A 14,513-nucleotide genomic window follows, 5' to 3' on the forward strand; every position below is an offset into this window, starting at 1 on the left:
GTAGCGTCACTGCAGGTTCACTCCAGTGGACCACCCACTCCCTTACTCGGATCGTCCGGCACGTTCCTGCCGGTGGAGGAGAAGAATCGCCATGGCCAGTGTCACGTTCGACAAGGCGTCCCGCGTCTACCCCGGCTCCACGAAGCCGGCTGTGGACCAGCTCGAGATCGACATCGAGGACGGCGAGTTCCTCGTCCTCGTCGGTCCTTCCGGTTGCGGCAAGTCGACCTCCCTGCGCATGCTCGCGGGTCTCGAGGACGTCAACGGCGGCGCGATCCGCATCGGTGACCGCGACGTCACGCACCTGCCCCCGAAGGACCGGGACATCGCCATGGTGTTCCAGAACTACGCGCTCTACCCGCACATGACCGTCGCGGACAACATGGGCTTCGCGCTCAAGATCGCCGGGGTCAACAAGACGGAGATCCGGGCGAAGGTCGAAGAGGCCGCCAAGATGCTGGACCTCACCGAGTACCTGGACCGCAAGCCGAAGGCGCTCTCCGGTGGTCAGCGCCAGCGTGTGGCGATGGGCCGCGCCATCGTGCGTGAGCCGCAGGTCTTCCTCATGGACGAGCCGCTGTCGAACCTCGACGCCAAGCTCCGTGTGTCGACGCGTACGCAGATCGCCTCCCTGCAGCGCCGCCTCGGCATCACGACCGTGTACGTCACCCACGACCAGGTCGAGGCCCTCACCATGGGCGACCGGGTCGCGGTCCTCAAGGACGGTCTCCTCCAGCAGGTCGACTCGCCGCGCAACATGTACGACCGCCCGGCGAACCTCTTCGTGGCCGGCTTCATCGGCTCCCCGGCGATGAACCTCGTCGAGGTCCCGATCACCGACGGCGGCGTGAAGTTCGGCAACAGCGTCGTCCCGGTCTCCCGCGCGGCGCTCTCCGCCGCCGCGGACCGCGGCGACCGCACGGTCACCGTCGGCATCCGCCCCGAGCACTTCGACATCGTCGAGCACGGTGGCGCCGCCGCGCAGAGTCTCTCCAAGGGCTCGGCCGACGCTCCGGCCGGTCTGGCCGTCTCCGTCAACGTCGTCGAGGAGCTCGGCGCCGACGGGTACGTCTACGGTGCCGCGCAGGTCGGCGGCGAGCACAAGGACCTGGTCGTCCGCGTGGGCGGCCGTGCCGTCCCGGAGAAGGGCACCGAGCTGCACGTCGTGCCGCGTCCGGACGAGCTGCACGTCTTCGCGACGTCGACCGGTGAGCGCCTGACCGTCTGACCGCCTGACCGCAAGACCGTCAGGACGTGATGTCAGGACGTCTCATCGCCTGACCGCCCGGAGGACCGCGCGACGGTGAGCGTCCGGCCGCCTCGCGGTCCGGTCGCCGCCGAGGCCGGCCGTCGGTCCGGTCGCACGGCGTCGTACTCCACGTTCCGCCTCCGGCCCCGCGTCCCCCAGGGACGTGGGGCCGTTCGCGTGGCCGGGGGTGCCCGGGGGTTTCGCGCCGGAGGTGGTCCTATCCCCCGTCACAACGGCCGATTCGCCTGAGCGCGTCAACACGTGATTCGAAAGACGCCCTCGAACCATCCCCCGTAGGGGTGACGAAATGTCGCCATGTCATCACTGAACGCTACGCTCGCCTGCGTGACCCACACCGCGCGCCGAATCGGCCGAACCCTAGCTCTCGTACTGCCCGTCGTCATGGTCCTGTCCGGGACCCTCGCGGTCACCCGCGTGCAGTGGTCGGGGCAGGACACCGAGACCCAGCTGCTGACCGCTGCCTCCGAGACCGTGTCCACGCGCGCCAGGACGCGCGCACCGCAGGACGTCCTGCGCGACAAGCTCCTCCTGGAACTGCGCGAGAAGGACCCGGGTGTGGCGCTGACGCACCTCCAGCGCACCGTGGAGGCCCGGCCGTCGCTGGCGAAGCACTGCATGTCGATCGCGAAGGCCCTGGGCAGGGCGGCCGTCGACCAGTACGGCCCGACGCGTGCGCACCGCTTCTCCCGCCCGGTGTGCGACACGTCGTTCGCCTCCGGCGTCGCGCAGTTCAGCTGAGCGGGGTGTGCGCGGGCACGGCATATCGTGCCTGGCATGCATACGTTTCCGACGCAGGCCGTGATCCTGGCGGGTGGTCAGGGCTCGCGGCTGCGCCCGTACACCGATGACCGTCCCAAGCCGATGGTCGAGATCCCGGGCACCGGGACCCCGATCATCGGCCATCAGCTTTCCTGGCTGGCCGCCGAGGGTGTCACCGACGCCGTGGTCTCGTGCGGCCATCTTGCCGATGTGCTGCAGGAGTGGCTGGCCTCGGCGGTACTTCCGTTGCGTGTCACGACCGTCGTGGAGACCGAGCCCCTGGGCCGGGGCGGCGGTCTGAAGCATGCCGCGGCACGTCTGCCCGACGCGGCGGCGCCGTGGTATGCGACCAACGGCGACATCTGGACCCGCTTCTCGCTGAGGGAGATGGCCTCGTTCCACGCCGAGCGGGACGCCCTCGCGACCCTGGCACTGGCCCGCCCGCGGATTCCGTGGGGCGCGGTCGAGACGGACGCGTTCGGGCACATCACCGACTTCATCGAGTCGCCTCCGTCCCCGTATCTGATCAACGCGGGGGTGTACGTCTTCGCGCCCGCCTTCACGGCCATGCTGCCGGACCGGGGTGACCACGAGCGGACGACGTTCCCCCGGCTGGCGCGGGAGCGCCGGCTGGCCGGGTACCCCCTGCCGCACGGGGCGTACTGGCGGGCGATCGACACGGCGAAGGACCTGACGGAGGCGGCGAAGGAACTGGGTTCCCGGCCGGGCGGCTGAAGCCGCCGAGGCTGTTCCCCGCAGCCGCGAGCGGAAGGCCCTCCGAGGCAACCGGGCGGGCTGCGGGCGGATGCGCGCGAGGGCGGTCACCGGGTGTCCGGCGACCGCCCTCGCGGTAGGAACGAGGCCTCCCCCGCCTTCGGGGCCCGCACGCGCTCGCGCGGTGCCGGCCCCCGCCCCGGCGGGGGAGGCCCGGGGATCAGCCGAGCAGGCCGCCGAGGGGGTTCTGGCCCGCGCCGCCGGTGGAATCGCCGCCGCCGCTGTCCGAACCGCCGGCGTCGGAGCCACCTCCGCCGGTGGTGCCGCCGGATCCGGTACTGCCCGCAGAGGTCGGTCCCGCGCTGCCGGTGGCCGGGGGCTCCTGCGGGCTCGTCTCCTGCGGGGGCTGCTGACCGGTGCCCTGCGTCTCGCTGGGCTGCCCGGTACCCGCCCCCGTGGCCGGAGCGGGCTCACGGGCGGAGTCCTCACCCGCCGGTGTGGATTCCCGGGCCGCCGGGGCGCCGGGGGCGCTGGACGGAGCCGCCTCGGGGCGGCGTTCGGCCGGGGTACGGGAAGGCTTCCCCTTGCCGGTGGTCTCGTCGGGGAGCGGCGAGCCCGGGAGCTGGTTGGTGGGGTTGTCGTCGGGGCCGGGCACGGTGACGACCTCCGTGGAGCGGACGGCCCCGCCCAGCATCGAGCCGATCAGCAGGGTCAGGCCGACGACGACGGTAGCGACCACAGCGCCACGGCGCAGGACGCGGCGGCGCAGGTCCCAGATCTCGGAGCGCGGGCCGAGGGTGCGCCACGCCTCCCCGGCGAGGCGCCCGTCGACGGAGTAGACGGGGGCGCCGGCGATGACCAGAGGGCTCCAGGCCGCCAGGAAGATGATGTCGGGGGCGTCGTACGCCGCCACGCTCCGCCAGCTGACCGTGACGAGGAGCGCCGCGGAGAGCAGGGCGCCGAAGGCCGCGGCGACGCGCTGCCAGAGGCCGAGGACGGTGAGGACGCCGACGACGACCTGGAGGAAGGCGACGCCCAGTCCGGAGCCCACGGGATGGGCGAGTGCGAAGTCCCGCAGCGGTTCGGCGACCGCCCAGGGGTGCATCGACGTCAGCCACTTGACCATGGAGCCGCGGTGGCCGCCGTCGAAGTAGACGGGATCGCAGAGCTTGCCCATGCCGGCGTAGATGGAGAGGAAACCGAGGAAGACGCGCAGCGGCAGGAGGACGACGCCGAGGTTCATCCGGCGTCCGGGGTAGTAGGCGTGCCGGACCTTGTCGCCGTGGCGCCGTTCGCCGGAGGTGGCGGTCTCACGCCCGGTGTCCTCGTCTCCGAGACCGTCGGGCCCGAGGCCGTCCAGCTCGTCGTGCTCCGGGTCTTCCGGGTGGCCGTACGGGCGGTGCGGCCTCGTGTCGACGGGGTCGTAGGCGCCGACGGCCTGACGCATGGGGGGCAGCAGCGGACCGGTCCGGCCGGGCCCCGGCTGGGGGGCGATGAGGACGGGGTTCGGCTGGGTCTCCTCGAGGAGCGGGATGACCTGCGTGCCGCCGCCCGTGTCGTCGTTCCCCGTGCCGAAGTCGCTGCCGAAGCTGCCCGCGGTGGAGTTGCGTACGGCCTGCAGGAGCCCGGTCGCTCCGGGGTCCCCCGGCTCCGACCTGCCGCTCCAGACGACGGGGGCCCGCCTGCGGCCGCCCGCGCCGCTCAAGACGGGGATCCTGGCCTGCCCGGCGGGGCCCGGCGCCCCGCGCAGACGGGTGCGCTGGCCCGGGGCGAGCTGCACCCGGAAGCTGGCGTGGCTGACGATGACCTGGGCGGGGTCACTGTCCACCTTCGTCATGCTCAGGGCGGGTTGGTCGTCGAACCGAGGCGTTCTGGTGTCCACACTCATCTAACCGAGTGATGTGTGATTAGGACACTGCCTTGACGCCTCGGAGTGTCCGAGACCCGTCAACAGCCGTCCCGGGCCCGGATCCGGGCACGCCAGGGCCCCTCGGAGCACGAGGGACGGGCCGTGCGCGAAGCCGAGCCGTACGGCGTGGAAGCGGCCGCGGCGCCGGCCCGGGCGCGGAAGCAGGCGACGAAGCCCGCCGCGCGGGAGCGCACCTGGAAGAACGAGCCGCCCGGACGCTGCCGGGCGGCTCCTGACCGCGTGCGACGCGTACCCCGCGGCCGGAGCGGGCCCGGCTCAGGCGCGGCGGCGGGCCACCTCGTACAGGACGATGCCCGCGGCGACCCCGGCGTTCAGGGACTCGGCGCCACCCGGCATGGAGATGCGGACCCGGTAGTCGCAGGTCTCGCCGACGAGGCGGCCGAGGCCCTTGCCCTCGCTGCCGATGACGATCACGACGGGGCCGGCCAGCTCTTCCAGGTCCTCGACCGTGTGTTCGCCGTCGGCGGCGAGGCCGACGACGGTGAGGCCCGCCTTCTGGTATCCCTCCAGGGCACGGGTGAGGTTGGTGACGCGGGAGACCGGGGTGCGGGCGGCGGTGCCGGCCGACGACTTCCAGGCTCCGGCCGTCATGCCGGCCGCCCGGCGCTCGGGGACGACGACGCCGTGGCCGCCGAACGCGGAGACGGAGCGGACGATCGCGCCGAGGTTGCGGGGGTCGGTGACGCCGTCGAGCGCGACGATCAGCGGGTCCTCGTCGTTGTCGTACGCGGCCGAGGTGAGGTCCTCCGGGTGCGCGTACTCGTACGGCGGGACCTGGAGGACGAGGCCCTGGTGGTTCAGGCCGTTCGTCATCCGGTCGAGCTCCGGGCGCGGGGCCTCCATCAGGTTGATGTTGCCGCGCTCGCCGGCGAGCTGGAGGGCCTCGCGGACCCGCTCGTCGTTGTCGATGTACTGCTGGACGTAGAGGGTGGTGGCCGGGACGCCGTCGCGCAGGGCCTCGTAGACCGGGTTGCGGCCGACGACCATCTCCGACGTGCCCTTGGCGCCGCCGCGGCGCGGTGCGGGGCGGCGGGCGGCGGCCTGCTTGGCCTGGGCGTTCGCCACCCGGTTCTTCTTGTGTCCCTTGCGGGCGGAGGCGGGCGGCGTCGGTCCCTTGCCCTCGAGACCACGGCGTCGGTTACCGCCGCTGCCGACCTGCATGCCCTTCTTGTTGGACGTGCGGCGGTTCCTGCGCTGGCTGTTCCCGGCCATGACCTACCTGTTTCGTTGCTTCAGAAAGACGTCGTCAAGTGAAAGTGTGCCGCCCGGATGGCCGGGCGGCACATTTGTGCTGTTCACGCATGGTGCGTCGGCGGTCCGCTCAGCGCGGGCCGAGGCTCCACCGGGGTCCGCTCGGGCTGTCCTCGATGACGAGGCCGGACTGGTTGAGCTGGTCGCGGATGGCGTCGGCCGCGGTCCAGTCCTTGCGCTCGCGCGCCGCCTGGCGCTGGTCGAGGACGAGTCGTACGAGGGTGTCGACCACGCCGTGCAGGTCCTCGCCGCGGTCGTTCTCGCCCGCCCAGTGCGGGTCGAGCGGATCGAGACCCAGGACGCCGAGCATCGCACGCACCTCGGCGAGACGGGCGACCGCGGCCTCCTTGTCGTCGGCGGCGAGGGCGGAGTTGCCCTGCCGGACGGTGGTGTGGACGATCGCGAGGGCCTGCGGGACCCCGAGGTCGTCGTCCATGGCATCCGCGAACGCGGGCGGCACCTCGGCGGCCGGGGCGACCTCGCGGCCCGCCTTCTCCAGGACGCGCTGGACGAATCCCTCGATCCGCGCGAACGCGGACTCCGCCTCGCGCAGCGCCTCTTCGCTGTACTCGATCATGGAGCGGTAGTGCGGGGTGCCGAGGTAGTAGCGCAGGACGATGGGGCGCCAGTGCTTGACCATCTCGCTGACCAGCACGGAGTTGCCGAGGGACTTCGACATCTTCTCGCCGGACATGGTGACCCAGCCGTTGTGCACCCAGTACGTCGCGAACGCGTCGCCGAAGGCCTTGGCCTGGGCGATCTCGTTCTCGTGGTGGGGGAAGATCAGGTCGATGCCGCCGCCGTGGATGTCGAAGGCGCTGCCGAGGTACTTGTGGGCCATCGCCGAGCACTCCAGGTGCCAGCCGGGCCGGCCGCGGCCCCACGGGGTCTCCCAGCTGGGCTCCCCGGGCTTCGCGGACTTCCACATGGCGAAGTCGCGCTTGTCCCGCTTTCCGGTCTCGTTGTCGCCGGAGGGCTGGCGCAGGTCGTCCAGGTCCTGGTTGGAGAGCTCGAGGTAGTCCCCGTACGAACGCACGTCGAAGTAGACGTTGCCGTCGGCCGCGTAGGCGTGGCCGCGCTCGATGAGGCCGCGCATCATCTCGACCATCTCGGTGATGTGCCCGGTGGCGCGGGGCTCGTACGTGGGCGGGAGGCAGCCCAGGGCGTCGTACCCGGCGTTGAACGCGCGCTCGTTCTCGTAGCCGATGGACCACCAGGGGCGGCCCTGCTCGGCGGACTTCGCGATGATCTTGTCGTCGATGTCGGTGACATTCCGGATGAACGTCACGTCGTAGCCGCGGTGGTCGAACCAGCGGCGCATGATGTCGAAGTTCAGTCCGGACCTGATGTGCCCGATGTGCGGGGCGGCCTGGACAGTCGCGCCACAGAGGTAGATCGAGACGCAGCCCGCTGTGAGCGGGACGAAGTCACGGATCTGCCGGGCGTTGGTGTCGTACAGGCGAATAGTCACCCCTCAAGGGTAGTGGGCCCGCACCAGTGCCCGGCGCACCCTGTGGAAAACCCGTGACGCACGGGTGGAGCCGCTCCCCGAGCCGGCCGGGCAGCCGAGGGGGTGCCGGACACCCGAGCCGTCGTGCGTGCGGGCGCACCTCCGAGGGCGGGCGTACGGACGCGCCTCCACCGGACGTGCTTCCGGCGGCCTTCATGGGCGGGCCGCCGGTGTCCGGTCCGCCCCGGGCCGGGCCGTCACGGCTACGGCGGGCGCGCTCCGGGCCGCCGTCCCGGGCGGTGGGCCGTCCTGTCCGGCCGCAGCCGCCCGGTTCGCCCGTCCGCCCCGTACGGCCGCCGAGGTCAGCACCGCCAGGACGCCGAGGACGGCGAGCGCGGCTGCGGGGGCGAGGACCGGCCAGGCGGCGCGTTCCGCGTACGGCATGTTCTCGGAGAGCATGCGGCCCCACTCGGGAGCCGGGGCCTGGGTCCCGAGGCCGAGGAAGCCGAGGGAGGCGAGCGCCAGGGCGACGCCGGGGACACGGAGTACCGCGTGGCGGACGACGGGCGGCAGGATCCCCGGCAGGAGGTGCCGGCGGAGCAGGTGGAGGCGCCCGGCGCCCAGGGAGACCGCGGCGGCCACGTGCGGGGCGGCCCGTTCCTGGGCGTACAGCGCGGACGTGTGGGCGGCCAGGGGCGCCCAGGCGACGGCGGTGACCGCGGCTGCCGCGCCCCAGGCGCCGGGGCCCGCGATGCCCGCCGCGACCAGGCCCGCCAGCACGGCGGGCAGCGCGTTGGCCGTCTCGGTGAGGGCCCCGGCGCGGGCGGTGCCCGCGAGCAGTCCCAGCGCGAGGGTGGCGGCGCTGATGGCCACAGCGGTGAGTACGGTCCGGGCGGTGCCGTGGCCGAGCCGGGCGAGGACGTCCCGGCCCAGGGAGTCGGTACCCAGGGGGTGAGCCGCCGAGGGGGCGGCGAGCCGGGCGGCGGCGTCGACGTGCAGAGGGTCGCGCAGCAGGCCGGCGAGGGTGACGGCGAGGAGGAGCACCGCCAGGAACACGGCGGCGGGGGCCACCGCGCGACGGGCGGGCAGGTGCGGGGCGACGAGCGGGGGCAGGGCCCCGTCGGCGCGGGCGGGGCCGAGCAGGAGCCGGGCGCCGGTCCGGGCCGCGAGGCCGGCGGCGAGACCGAGCAGGAGCAGGGCGAGCACGCAGGCCTGGAGGACGGGCAGGTCCTGGGCGAGCGCGGCGGCGAGGGCGGTGCCGCCGAGGCCGGGTACGGCGTAGAGCGATTCGACGGCGACGGCACCGCCGGTGAGTCCGACGACGATCAGGCCGAGCTGCGGCAGCAGGGCGGGAAGGACGCGTCGCAGGGCGTGGGCCGCGATGCGCCGGGCGGGCAGGCCGCCCGCCGTGGCGGCGCGGGCCCAGGGCTCGGCGAAGGCGGCGGGCAGCGCGTCGTCCAGCAGCCGCCCGAGCAGCGCGCCCGCCGGTATGCCCATGGCGAGGGCGGGCAGGACGAGCTGGTCGGCCCCACCCCAGCCGAGAGCGGGGAACCAGCCCAGCTGTACGGCGAGGACGGTGGCCAGGACGGCGGCGACCAGGAACTCCGGGAGGGCGGCGAGCGCCGCCGCTGCGGCCCCCGCCCGGGTGGCGACGAGCCTGCGGCGTGCCCCGCGGCGCAGGGTACCGGCGGAGAGGGCGAGGGCGAGAAGGAGCGCGACGCCCGAGGAGGCGCCCATCAGGGCCAGGGAGACACCGAATGCGGAGGTCACGTCGGGTCCGACGGGCTGCCCGGAGACCCAGGACTCCCCCAGGTCGCCGCGGAGCAGCCCGGCGGCCCAGCGGCCGAGGACGTCGAGCGGTCCGCCGTCGAGTCCGGTGCCGGTGCGGATCGCGTCGAGAACGGCGGGCGTCGGCGGCCGGTCCGCGTAGCGGGCGTGCAGGATCGTCAGGGCGGGGTCGGTGCGGGTCAGGCGGGGCAGCAGGCCGATGACGGCGACGACGGCCAGGAGGGTGCCGAGGCGGCTCGCCAGGTACTTCACGCGGTCACCGGACGCGGGTGTCGGCGGTCACGAGGGTGCGCTCCATGGGATCGAGCGCGACCCCTTCGACGCGCGTCCCGTCGTATCCCTGGACGAAGCGCTCATGGACGAGCGGTACGAGGGCGTCGGTGCCGAGGACGGCGGCCTCGGCGGCTGCCGCTGCGCGGTGCCGGCCCTCGGTGGAGGCCTGCGAGGCGGCCCTGCCGACCGCGGCGTCGACGCGTTCGTCGCAGAGCTGGGAGATGTTGAAAGTGCCGTCGCAGGTGAAGTCGGAGGCGAGGTAGGAGACCGGGTCGGCGGTGTCCAGGAGGGTGTTGCGGGCCTGGACGAACGCGTCGTACCTGCCCGCGAGCGCGTCCGCCTCGAGTTGCGCGTAGTCCCGTACGACCTGTTTCACGGTGAAGCCGCGCCCGCGGAGCTGCTGTTGGACGATCGTGGCGACCTCGGGCAGTTCGGGGCGGTTGGTGTAGGTGGCGAGGACGATCTCCTTCGTCCTCGCCACCTCGGCGCGGCCGGCGGCCGCAGCCCGGCCCCTCGGTGCCGTACGGGCGTCCGCGGCCCAGGGGACGCCGGGGCCGAGGAGTCCCTGCCCGGTGTCGGCCCTGCCCTCGTACACACCCTCGACCAGTGACGTGGGGTCGATGGCCTCGCGGGCGGCCGCGCGCATGGCCGGGTCGGCGAAGACGCCGCGCCGGGTGTTGAGGGAGAGGCCGTTGGTCCGTGCGGACGGGAACTCGTGGACGTACGCGTCACCGAGGAGTGACGCCTGGGAGACCGGTACGTATTCGGCGACGTCGACCGCCTTCGTCCGCAGGGCGTTGGCCCGGGCGGTCCCGTCGGCGACGAACGTCACCTCGACGCCCGGCGCCTTCGCCTTGCCGCCCCAGTACGCGGGGTTGCGCTCCAGGGTGGCGCCGACCGCGCCGTTCAGGCGGGTCATGGTGAAGGGCCCGGTGGCGTGTCCCAGGGGATCCACGCCGCTCTTCCCGTACGCCGCGGCGGACAGGACGGCGAGGGAGGGATTGGCGAGCCGCTGGGGCAGGAGCGGGTCGGCCTGCCCGGTGACGATCCGTACGGTGCGCGGGTCCGTGGCGGTGGCGGTGAGCGTCGCCTCGGACAGGACGCGCGGGAGGGGGGACGCCTTCCCCGCCGCGGTGAGGGAGCGTACGACGGCCTCGGCGTCGACCTTCGTGCCGTCCTGGAAGGCGGCGTCGCGGAGGGTGAACGTCCAGGCGGTGGCGCCGGTCCGCCGCCACGACGCGGCGAGCGCGGGCCGGGCGGCGCCGTCGGCGTCGAGCGTGGTGAGGCCTTCGGTGACGGCGAGCCGGCTGAGGGTGATCGCGTCGTCCCCGTAGGGGGACATGGCCTGGGCGGGCGGGAAGGCCATGACGACCCGGAGGGGCCGCCCCCCGCCGGACGCCCCGTCGTCGCCAGGGGCGGAGCAGGCTGCCAGAGGGAGGAGGAGGGCTGCGGTGGCGGCGACGGCCGGCAGCGGTGAGCGGCGGCTTCGAGGCGTAGGCATGACGGAGAGCCTATATGAAAACGATAATCATATGGAGGTCAGGGAGTCCGTCGCCCGGATCCCGGCATGGGCAGCTCGAAGTGCACGATCCCCTGCCCGCCGCCCGGCAGCGCACGTTCGTCGCACACCTCCTCGGCCAGCGACCGCCAGAACGGCTCGGCGCCCGGCACGGCGGGATCGGTGTGGAGGTAGAGCCGGGTGTAACCGCCGGCCCGGTCCGCGAAGTCGGCGAGCGCCCGGACCAGCCGGCGCGCCAATCCGTGCCTGCGGTGCTCGGGGCGTACGTAGATCCGGCACAGCTGGGCCGTGGAGCCGGAGGGGAACCGGTCGGCGACCCACGGGGGATTGGGCGGCGCCTGGGGCCCCCGGTCGCGTACGGCGCCGGTCGCGACGACCTCGTCGCCGTGCCGGACGACCAGCAGCGTGCACCGCCCGGGGCGCAGGTAGGTGCCCTCCAGGTCGATGATGTCGGCGTGCCAGTGCGGGACGTAGCCGGACTTCAGGTCACCGTAGACGGTGTCCAGCATGACGGCCCGGGCGCCGCCCAGATCCTGCGCGGTCGCGGTCCGCAGGGCGTACCCACCCGCGTCCTCCCGCGCATCCTGCGCCCTCGCCCCGGCGGTCGCGCTCACCACTGACGCTCACCCTCGCTCTCGGCCCGTACAGCACATCACCTGCCGCTTCAGCGTAGCTGCAAGTGATGTGCAATACGGTCCGGGGGCCCCGCCGCCGGGTGCTCCTTCAGACGGCGGTCCGGTACACCAGGGCGGTCGCGATGCCCGCGATGCCCTCGCCCCGCCCGGTGAATCCGAGGCCGTCGGAGGTGGCGGCGGAGAGCGACACGGGGGCGCCGACCGCATCGGAGAGCACCTTCTGCGCCTCGCCGCGCCGCTTGCCGATCTTGGGGCGTACCCCGACGACCTGCACGGCGACGTTGCCGATCCCGAAGCCCTCGGCCCGCACGATGCGCGCCGCCTCGGTGAGCAGGGTGACCCCGGAGGCGCCGGCCCACTCCGGGCGGCCGGTACCGAAGTGCTGCCCCAGGTCGCCGAGTCCGGCGGCCGAGAACAGCGCGTTGCACGCGGCGTGCGCCACGACGTCGGCATCGGAGTGGCCGGCCAGGCCGGGACCCTCGCCCTCCCACAGCAGCCCGGCGCACCACAGTTCACGGCCCTCTTCGAAGGCGTGGATGTCGGTCCCGATCCCCACCTGGGGGATCACGGGCAGCGGTTGACCAGGGGTCTCAGAACTCATCGTTGGCCCTCCGGCGCGCGAGAACGGCCTCGGCCAGGATCAGGTCGAGCGGCCGGGTCACCTTGAAGGCCTCCTCGTGCCCGGGCACGACGACGACCGGGGAGCCGAGGCGCTCGACCATGCCCGCGTCGTCGGTCGCGCCGTCGCCGTCGACGGCCACGCCCGCGTGAGCGCGGACGAGCGTGTCGCGGTCGAACCCCTGGGGTGTCTGTACGGCGCGCAGCCGGGCGCGTACGGGCGTCGAGAGGACCGGCTCGGGCTCGCCCGGCGGGCCGGGCTCGACCTCCTTGACGGTGTCGGCGAGCGGGAGCGCGGGCACCACGGCGGGCGCCCCCTCGCGAACGGCCTCGACGACCGCGTCCACGGTGTCGACGGGGACCAGCGGCCGGGCCGCGTCGTGGACGAGCACGACGGAGATGTCCGGCGGCAGCGCGTCGATGCCCAGCTTCACCGACTCCTGGCGGGTCTCACCTCCGGGAACCACCAGGTAGTCGGTGCGCTCGGGCAGGGCGTGTTCGTCGATGAGGTTCTTGACCTCCGGCGCGCCGCCCGGGGGCGCCACCACGACGACGAGGGAGACGGCGCGGGAGGCGGCCATGGCGCGCACGGCGTGGATCAGCATCGGCGTCCCGCCGAGGGTGCGCAGCGCCTTGGGGGCTCCAGGGCCCAGCCGGACGCCCCGGCCGGCTGCGGGGATCACCGCTGCGGTGCGGAACGGGCGTGGATCGGCGGGCGTCGGTGACATCGGTGACATCGGTTGCACTCCGAAGCTTCGGCAGGTTTGTTTCCACGGCACGCGTGGGTATGGCCTGGGCGTGCCCCCCACCGTAGGGTCGGGGGGAGAGCCGGGCGCGACGCCTGACCTGACCGGGAACCCTTCCGTGACCCCCGGTCGGTCGAGCGGCAGCGGCGGCTCGCAGGCAGGGCTCTCGGCCGGGACCGTTCCGGTCGCGACGTCTCGATCGGACAGTTGGCCGATCGGGTTTCCCGGTGTTCGGTCTGTCGTCCTCGGCGGGTTCCGCGTCGTCTTCACCGAGCCGGGGACGGCGTGATCGAGGGGTGGAGCCGAGCGGCATCCTGGATGCCGAGGACCGGACCCGGATCAGGACGTCAGAATCGGGCCGCCCGTCCGCGTGTCGGTCCGAACATGCCGCAGCGCCCGACGACGCACCGTCGAAGAGGACGGTTGGCCAGCGGGCACCGCGGCATTTTCTACGACCGGATCCCTGACCCCGGTGGAACCCGGTTCAGGACGCGAGGACCTCGTCCAGCAGGGCCTCGGCCTTGTCCTCGTTCGTGTTCTCCGCGAGGGCGAGTTCGCTCACCAGGATCTGGCGGGCCTTGGCGAGCATGCGCTTCTCGCCTGCGGAGAGTCCACGCTCGCGCTCACGACGCCACAGGTCGCGGACCACTTCGGCGACCTTGATGACATCGCCGGAGGCGAGCTTCTCGAGATTTGCCTTGTAGCGCCGGGACCAGTTCGTCGGCTCTTCGGCGTACGGTGCGCGCAGCACCTCGAAGACCCGGTCCAGGCCCTCCTGCCCGACCACGTCACGCACACCGACGAACTCCGCGTTGTCCGCCGGCACACGAACCGTCAAGTCGCCCTGGGCGACCTTGAGCACCAAGTAGGTCTTGTCCACGCCTTTGATCTGGCGAGTTTCGATAGCCTCGATCAGCGCGGCCCCGTGATGGGGATAGACCACGGTGTCGCCAACCTTGAACGTCATGTGACAGGTACCCCTTCCGTGGCTATCAAGCGTAACACGAGAACAGCTTCTCCTGAATGGCGTTTTCGCAGGTCAGGGCATATCTCAGGGCTTGACAACAGCAACACGAACGTGCTGCGGAGGGCTCCCGGAAGGCGATATTCGCAGGTCGGAGCGGGCGTGCGGGCGACGGGAAACACGCGCGTCACACGTCCGGGAAGTCACTCAGAAGGGGCCAAACGTCCCGTATTGTCGGGTTCCGTATGGTGAACTTTCCGTACTCCGTTCGGACATCGATCACACGTACGAGCCTAAGAGTCGGTGGTCATTGAAATTGATCACCACCCGGCCGCCGGGTGGATTATGCGCAAGAAATGCGCCACTGCCGGAAAATCGATCACCCATCGGCCGGACGGTGCACACGCGCCTTCCGAGCGGTGCGCCGCGCCTTATCCGAACGCGGCGGGAATGGACACGTTCGGGCCGGCTGTCAGCTCCGACGGCCCTAGGCCGTGTTGCGAAAGTCCCGTCTGCCCGGCGGCGTCTGGCACGCACACTCGCCGCGTCGTCGGGATCATCCCGATACGCCCAGTATCAGGACGACCCTCCGCCTT

General features: G+C 72.8%; 12 protein-coding genes. 3 read left to right on the forward strand and 9 right to left on the reverse strand.

The genetic code is table 11. The features are described from left to right. Positions 1–91 precede the first annotated feature (91 nt). From BA175_RS12620 to BA175_RS12630, 3 genes are all read left to right on the forward strand, one after another. On the forward strand, positions 92–1,228 hold the full coding sequence (locus BA175_RS12620) for an ABC transporter ATP-binding protein (protein ID WP_069171382.1): 1,137 nt from the start codon (positions 92–94) through the stop codon (positions 1,226–1,228). Between the two features lie 366 nt (positions 1,229–1,594). Continuing rightward, a complete protein-coding gene (locus tag BA175_RS12625; protein ID WP_069171383.1) occupies positions 1,595–2,008 on the forward strand; it encodes a hypothetical protein in 414 nt (137 codons plus the stop codon). Positions 2,009–2,044: 36 nt separating this feature from the next. Next, positions 2,045–2,764, forward strand: coding sequence for a nucleotidyltransferase family protein (locus BA175_RS12630; protein ID WP_069171384.1), 720 nt, complete (start codon positions 2,045–2,047; stop codon positions 2,762–2,764). A 199-nt stretch (positions 2,765–2,963) separates the two neighbouring features. On the opposite strand, the gene BA175_RS12635 is transcribed toward BA175_RS12630, so the two are convergent. From BA175_RS12635 to BA175_RS12675, 9 genes are all read right to left on the reverse strand, one after another. Next, a complete protein-coding gene (locus tag BA175_RS12635; protein WP_079159512.1) occupies positions 2,964–4,631 on the reverse strand; it encodes a DoxX family membrane protein in 1,668 nt (555 codons plus the stop codon). 297 nt (positions 4,632–4,928) lie between these two features. Beyond that, positions 4,929–5,885, reverse strand: a complete 957-nt coding sequence (gene rlmB / locus BA175_RS12640) for a 23S rRNA (guanosine(2251)-2'-O)-methyltransferase RlmB (protein WP_069171386.1) — start codon at positions 5,883–5,885, stop codon at positions 4,929–4,931. A 109-nt stretch (positions 5,886–5,994) separates the two neighbouring features. Continuing rightward, entirely contained in the window at positions 5,995–7,395 is a 1,401-nt protein-coding gene (gene cysS / locus BA175_RS12645; RefSeq protein WP_069171387.1) for a cysteine--tRNA ligase, read from the reverse strand. Between the two features lie 192 nt (positions 7,396–7,587). Further along, entirely contained in the window at positions 7,588–9,414 is a 1,827-nt protein-coding gene (locus tag BA175_RS12650) for an ABC transporter permease subunit (protein WP_079159513.1), read from the reverse strand. A gap of 4 nt (positions 9,415–9,418) precedes the next feature. After that, the gene (locus tag BA175_RS12655; RefSeq protein WP_069171388.1) at positions 9,419–10,936 is read right to left on the reverse strand and encodes an ABC transporter substrate-binding protein; all 1,518 of its coding nucleotides are present in this window, start codon (positions 10,934–10,936) and stop codon (positions 9,419–9,421) included. Positions 10,937–10,974: 38 nt separating this feature from the next. After that, positions 10,975–11,571 carry a GNAT family N-acetyltransferase gene (locus tag BA175_RS12660; RefSeq protein ID WP_069171389.1) on the reverse strand — a complete coding sequence of 199 codons (597 nt, stop codon included), beginning with the start codon at positions 11,569–11,571 and terminating at the stop codon, positions 10,975–10,977. A gap of 106 nt (positions 11,572–11,677) precedes the next feature. Continuing rightward, a complete protein-coding gene (gene ispF, locus BA175_RS12665) occupies positions 11,678–12,190 on the reverse strand; it encodes a 2-C-methyl-D-erythritol 2,4-cyclodiphosphate synthase (RefSeq protein WP_069171390.1) in 513 nt (170 codons plus the stop codon). Beyond that, on the reverse strand, positions 12,180–12,944 hold the full coding sequence (gene ispD / locus BA175_RS12670) for a 2-C-methyl-D-erythritol 4-phosphate cytidylyltransferase (RefSeq protein ID WP_069171391.1): 765 nt from the start codon (positions 12,942–12,944) through the stop codon (positions 12,180–12,182). The genes ispF and ispD overlap by 11 nt, the downstream gene beginning before the upstream one ends. Positions 12,945–13,437: 493 nt before the next feature. Continuing rightward, positions 13,438–13,920, reverse strand: coding sequence for a CarD family transcriptional regulator (locus BA175_RS12675; RefSeq protein ID WP_006380568.1), 483 nt, complete (start codon positions 13,918–13,920; stop codon positions 13,438–13,440). Between the last annotated feature and the right edge of the window lie 593 nt (positions 13,921–14,513).

It is taken from the genome of Streptomyces griseus, assembly GCF_001715295.1.
Taxonomy (GTDB): domain Bacteria; phylum Actinomycetota; class Actinomycetes; order Streptomycetales; family Streptomycetaceae; genus Streptomyces; species Streptomyces griseus_G.

Bases quoted from the DNA above. Each gene is read 5' to 3' on its own strand.
- BA175_RS12620 (WP_069171382.1), top strand. From the start codon at position 92: ATGGCCAGTGTCACGTTCGACAAGGCGTCCCGCGTCTACCCCGGCTCC.
- BA175_RS12630 (WP_069171384.1), top strand. From the start codon at position 2,045: ATGCATACGTTTCCGACGCAGGCCGTGATCCTGGCGGGTGGTCAGGGC.
- BA175_RS12635 (WP_079159512.1), bottom strand. From the start codon at position 4,631: ATGAGTGTGGACACCAGAACGCCTCGGTTCGACGACCAACCCGCCCTG.
- rlmB (WP_069171386.1), bottom strand. From the start codon at position 5,885: ATGGCCGGGAACAGCCAGCGCAGGAACCGCCGCACGTCCAACAAGAAG.
- BA175_RS12655 (WP_069171388.1), bottom strand. From the start codon at position 10,936: ATGCCTACGCCTCGAAGCCGCCGCTCACCGCTGCCGGCCGTCGCCGCC.
- ispF (WP_069171390.1), bottom strand. From the start codon at position 12,190: ATGAGTTCTGAGACCCCTGGTCAACCGCTGCCCGTGATCCCCCAGGTG.
- ispD (WP_069171391.1), bottom strand. From the start codon at position 12,944: ATGTCACCGATGTCACCGACGCCCGCCGATCCACGCCCGTTCCGCACC.
- BA175_RS12675 (WP_006380568.1), bottom strand. From the start codon at position 13,920: ATGACGTTCAAGGTTGGCGACACCGTGGTCTATCCCCATCACGGGGCC.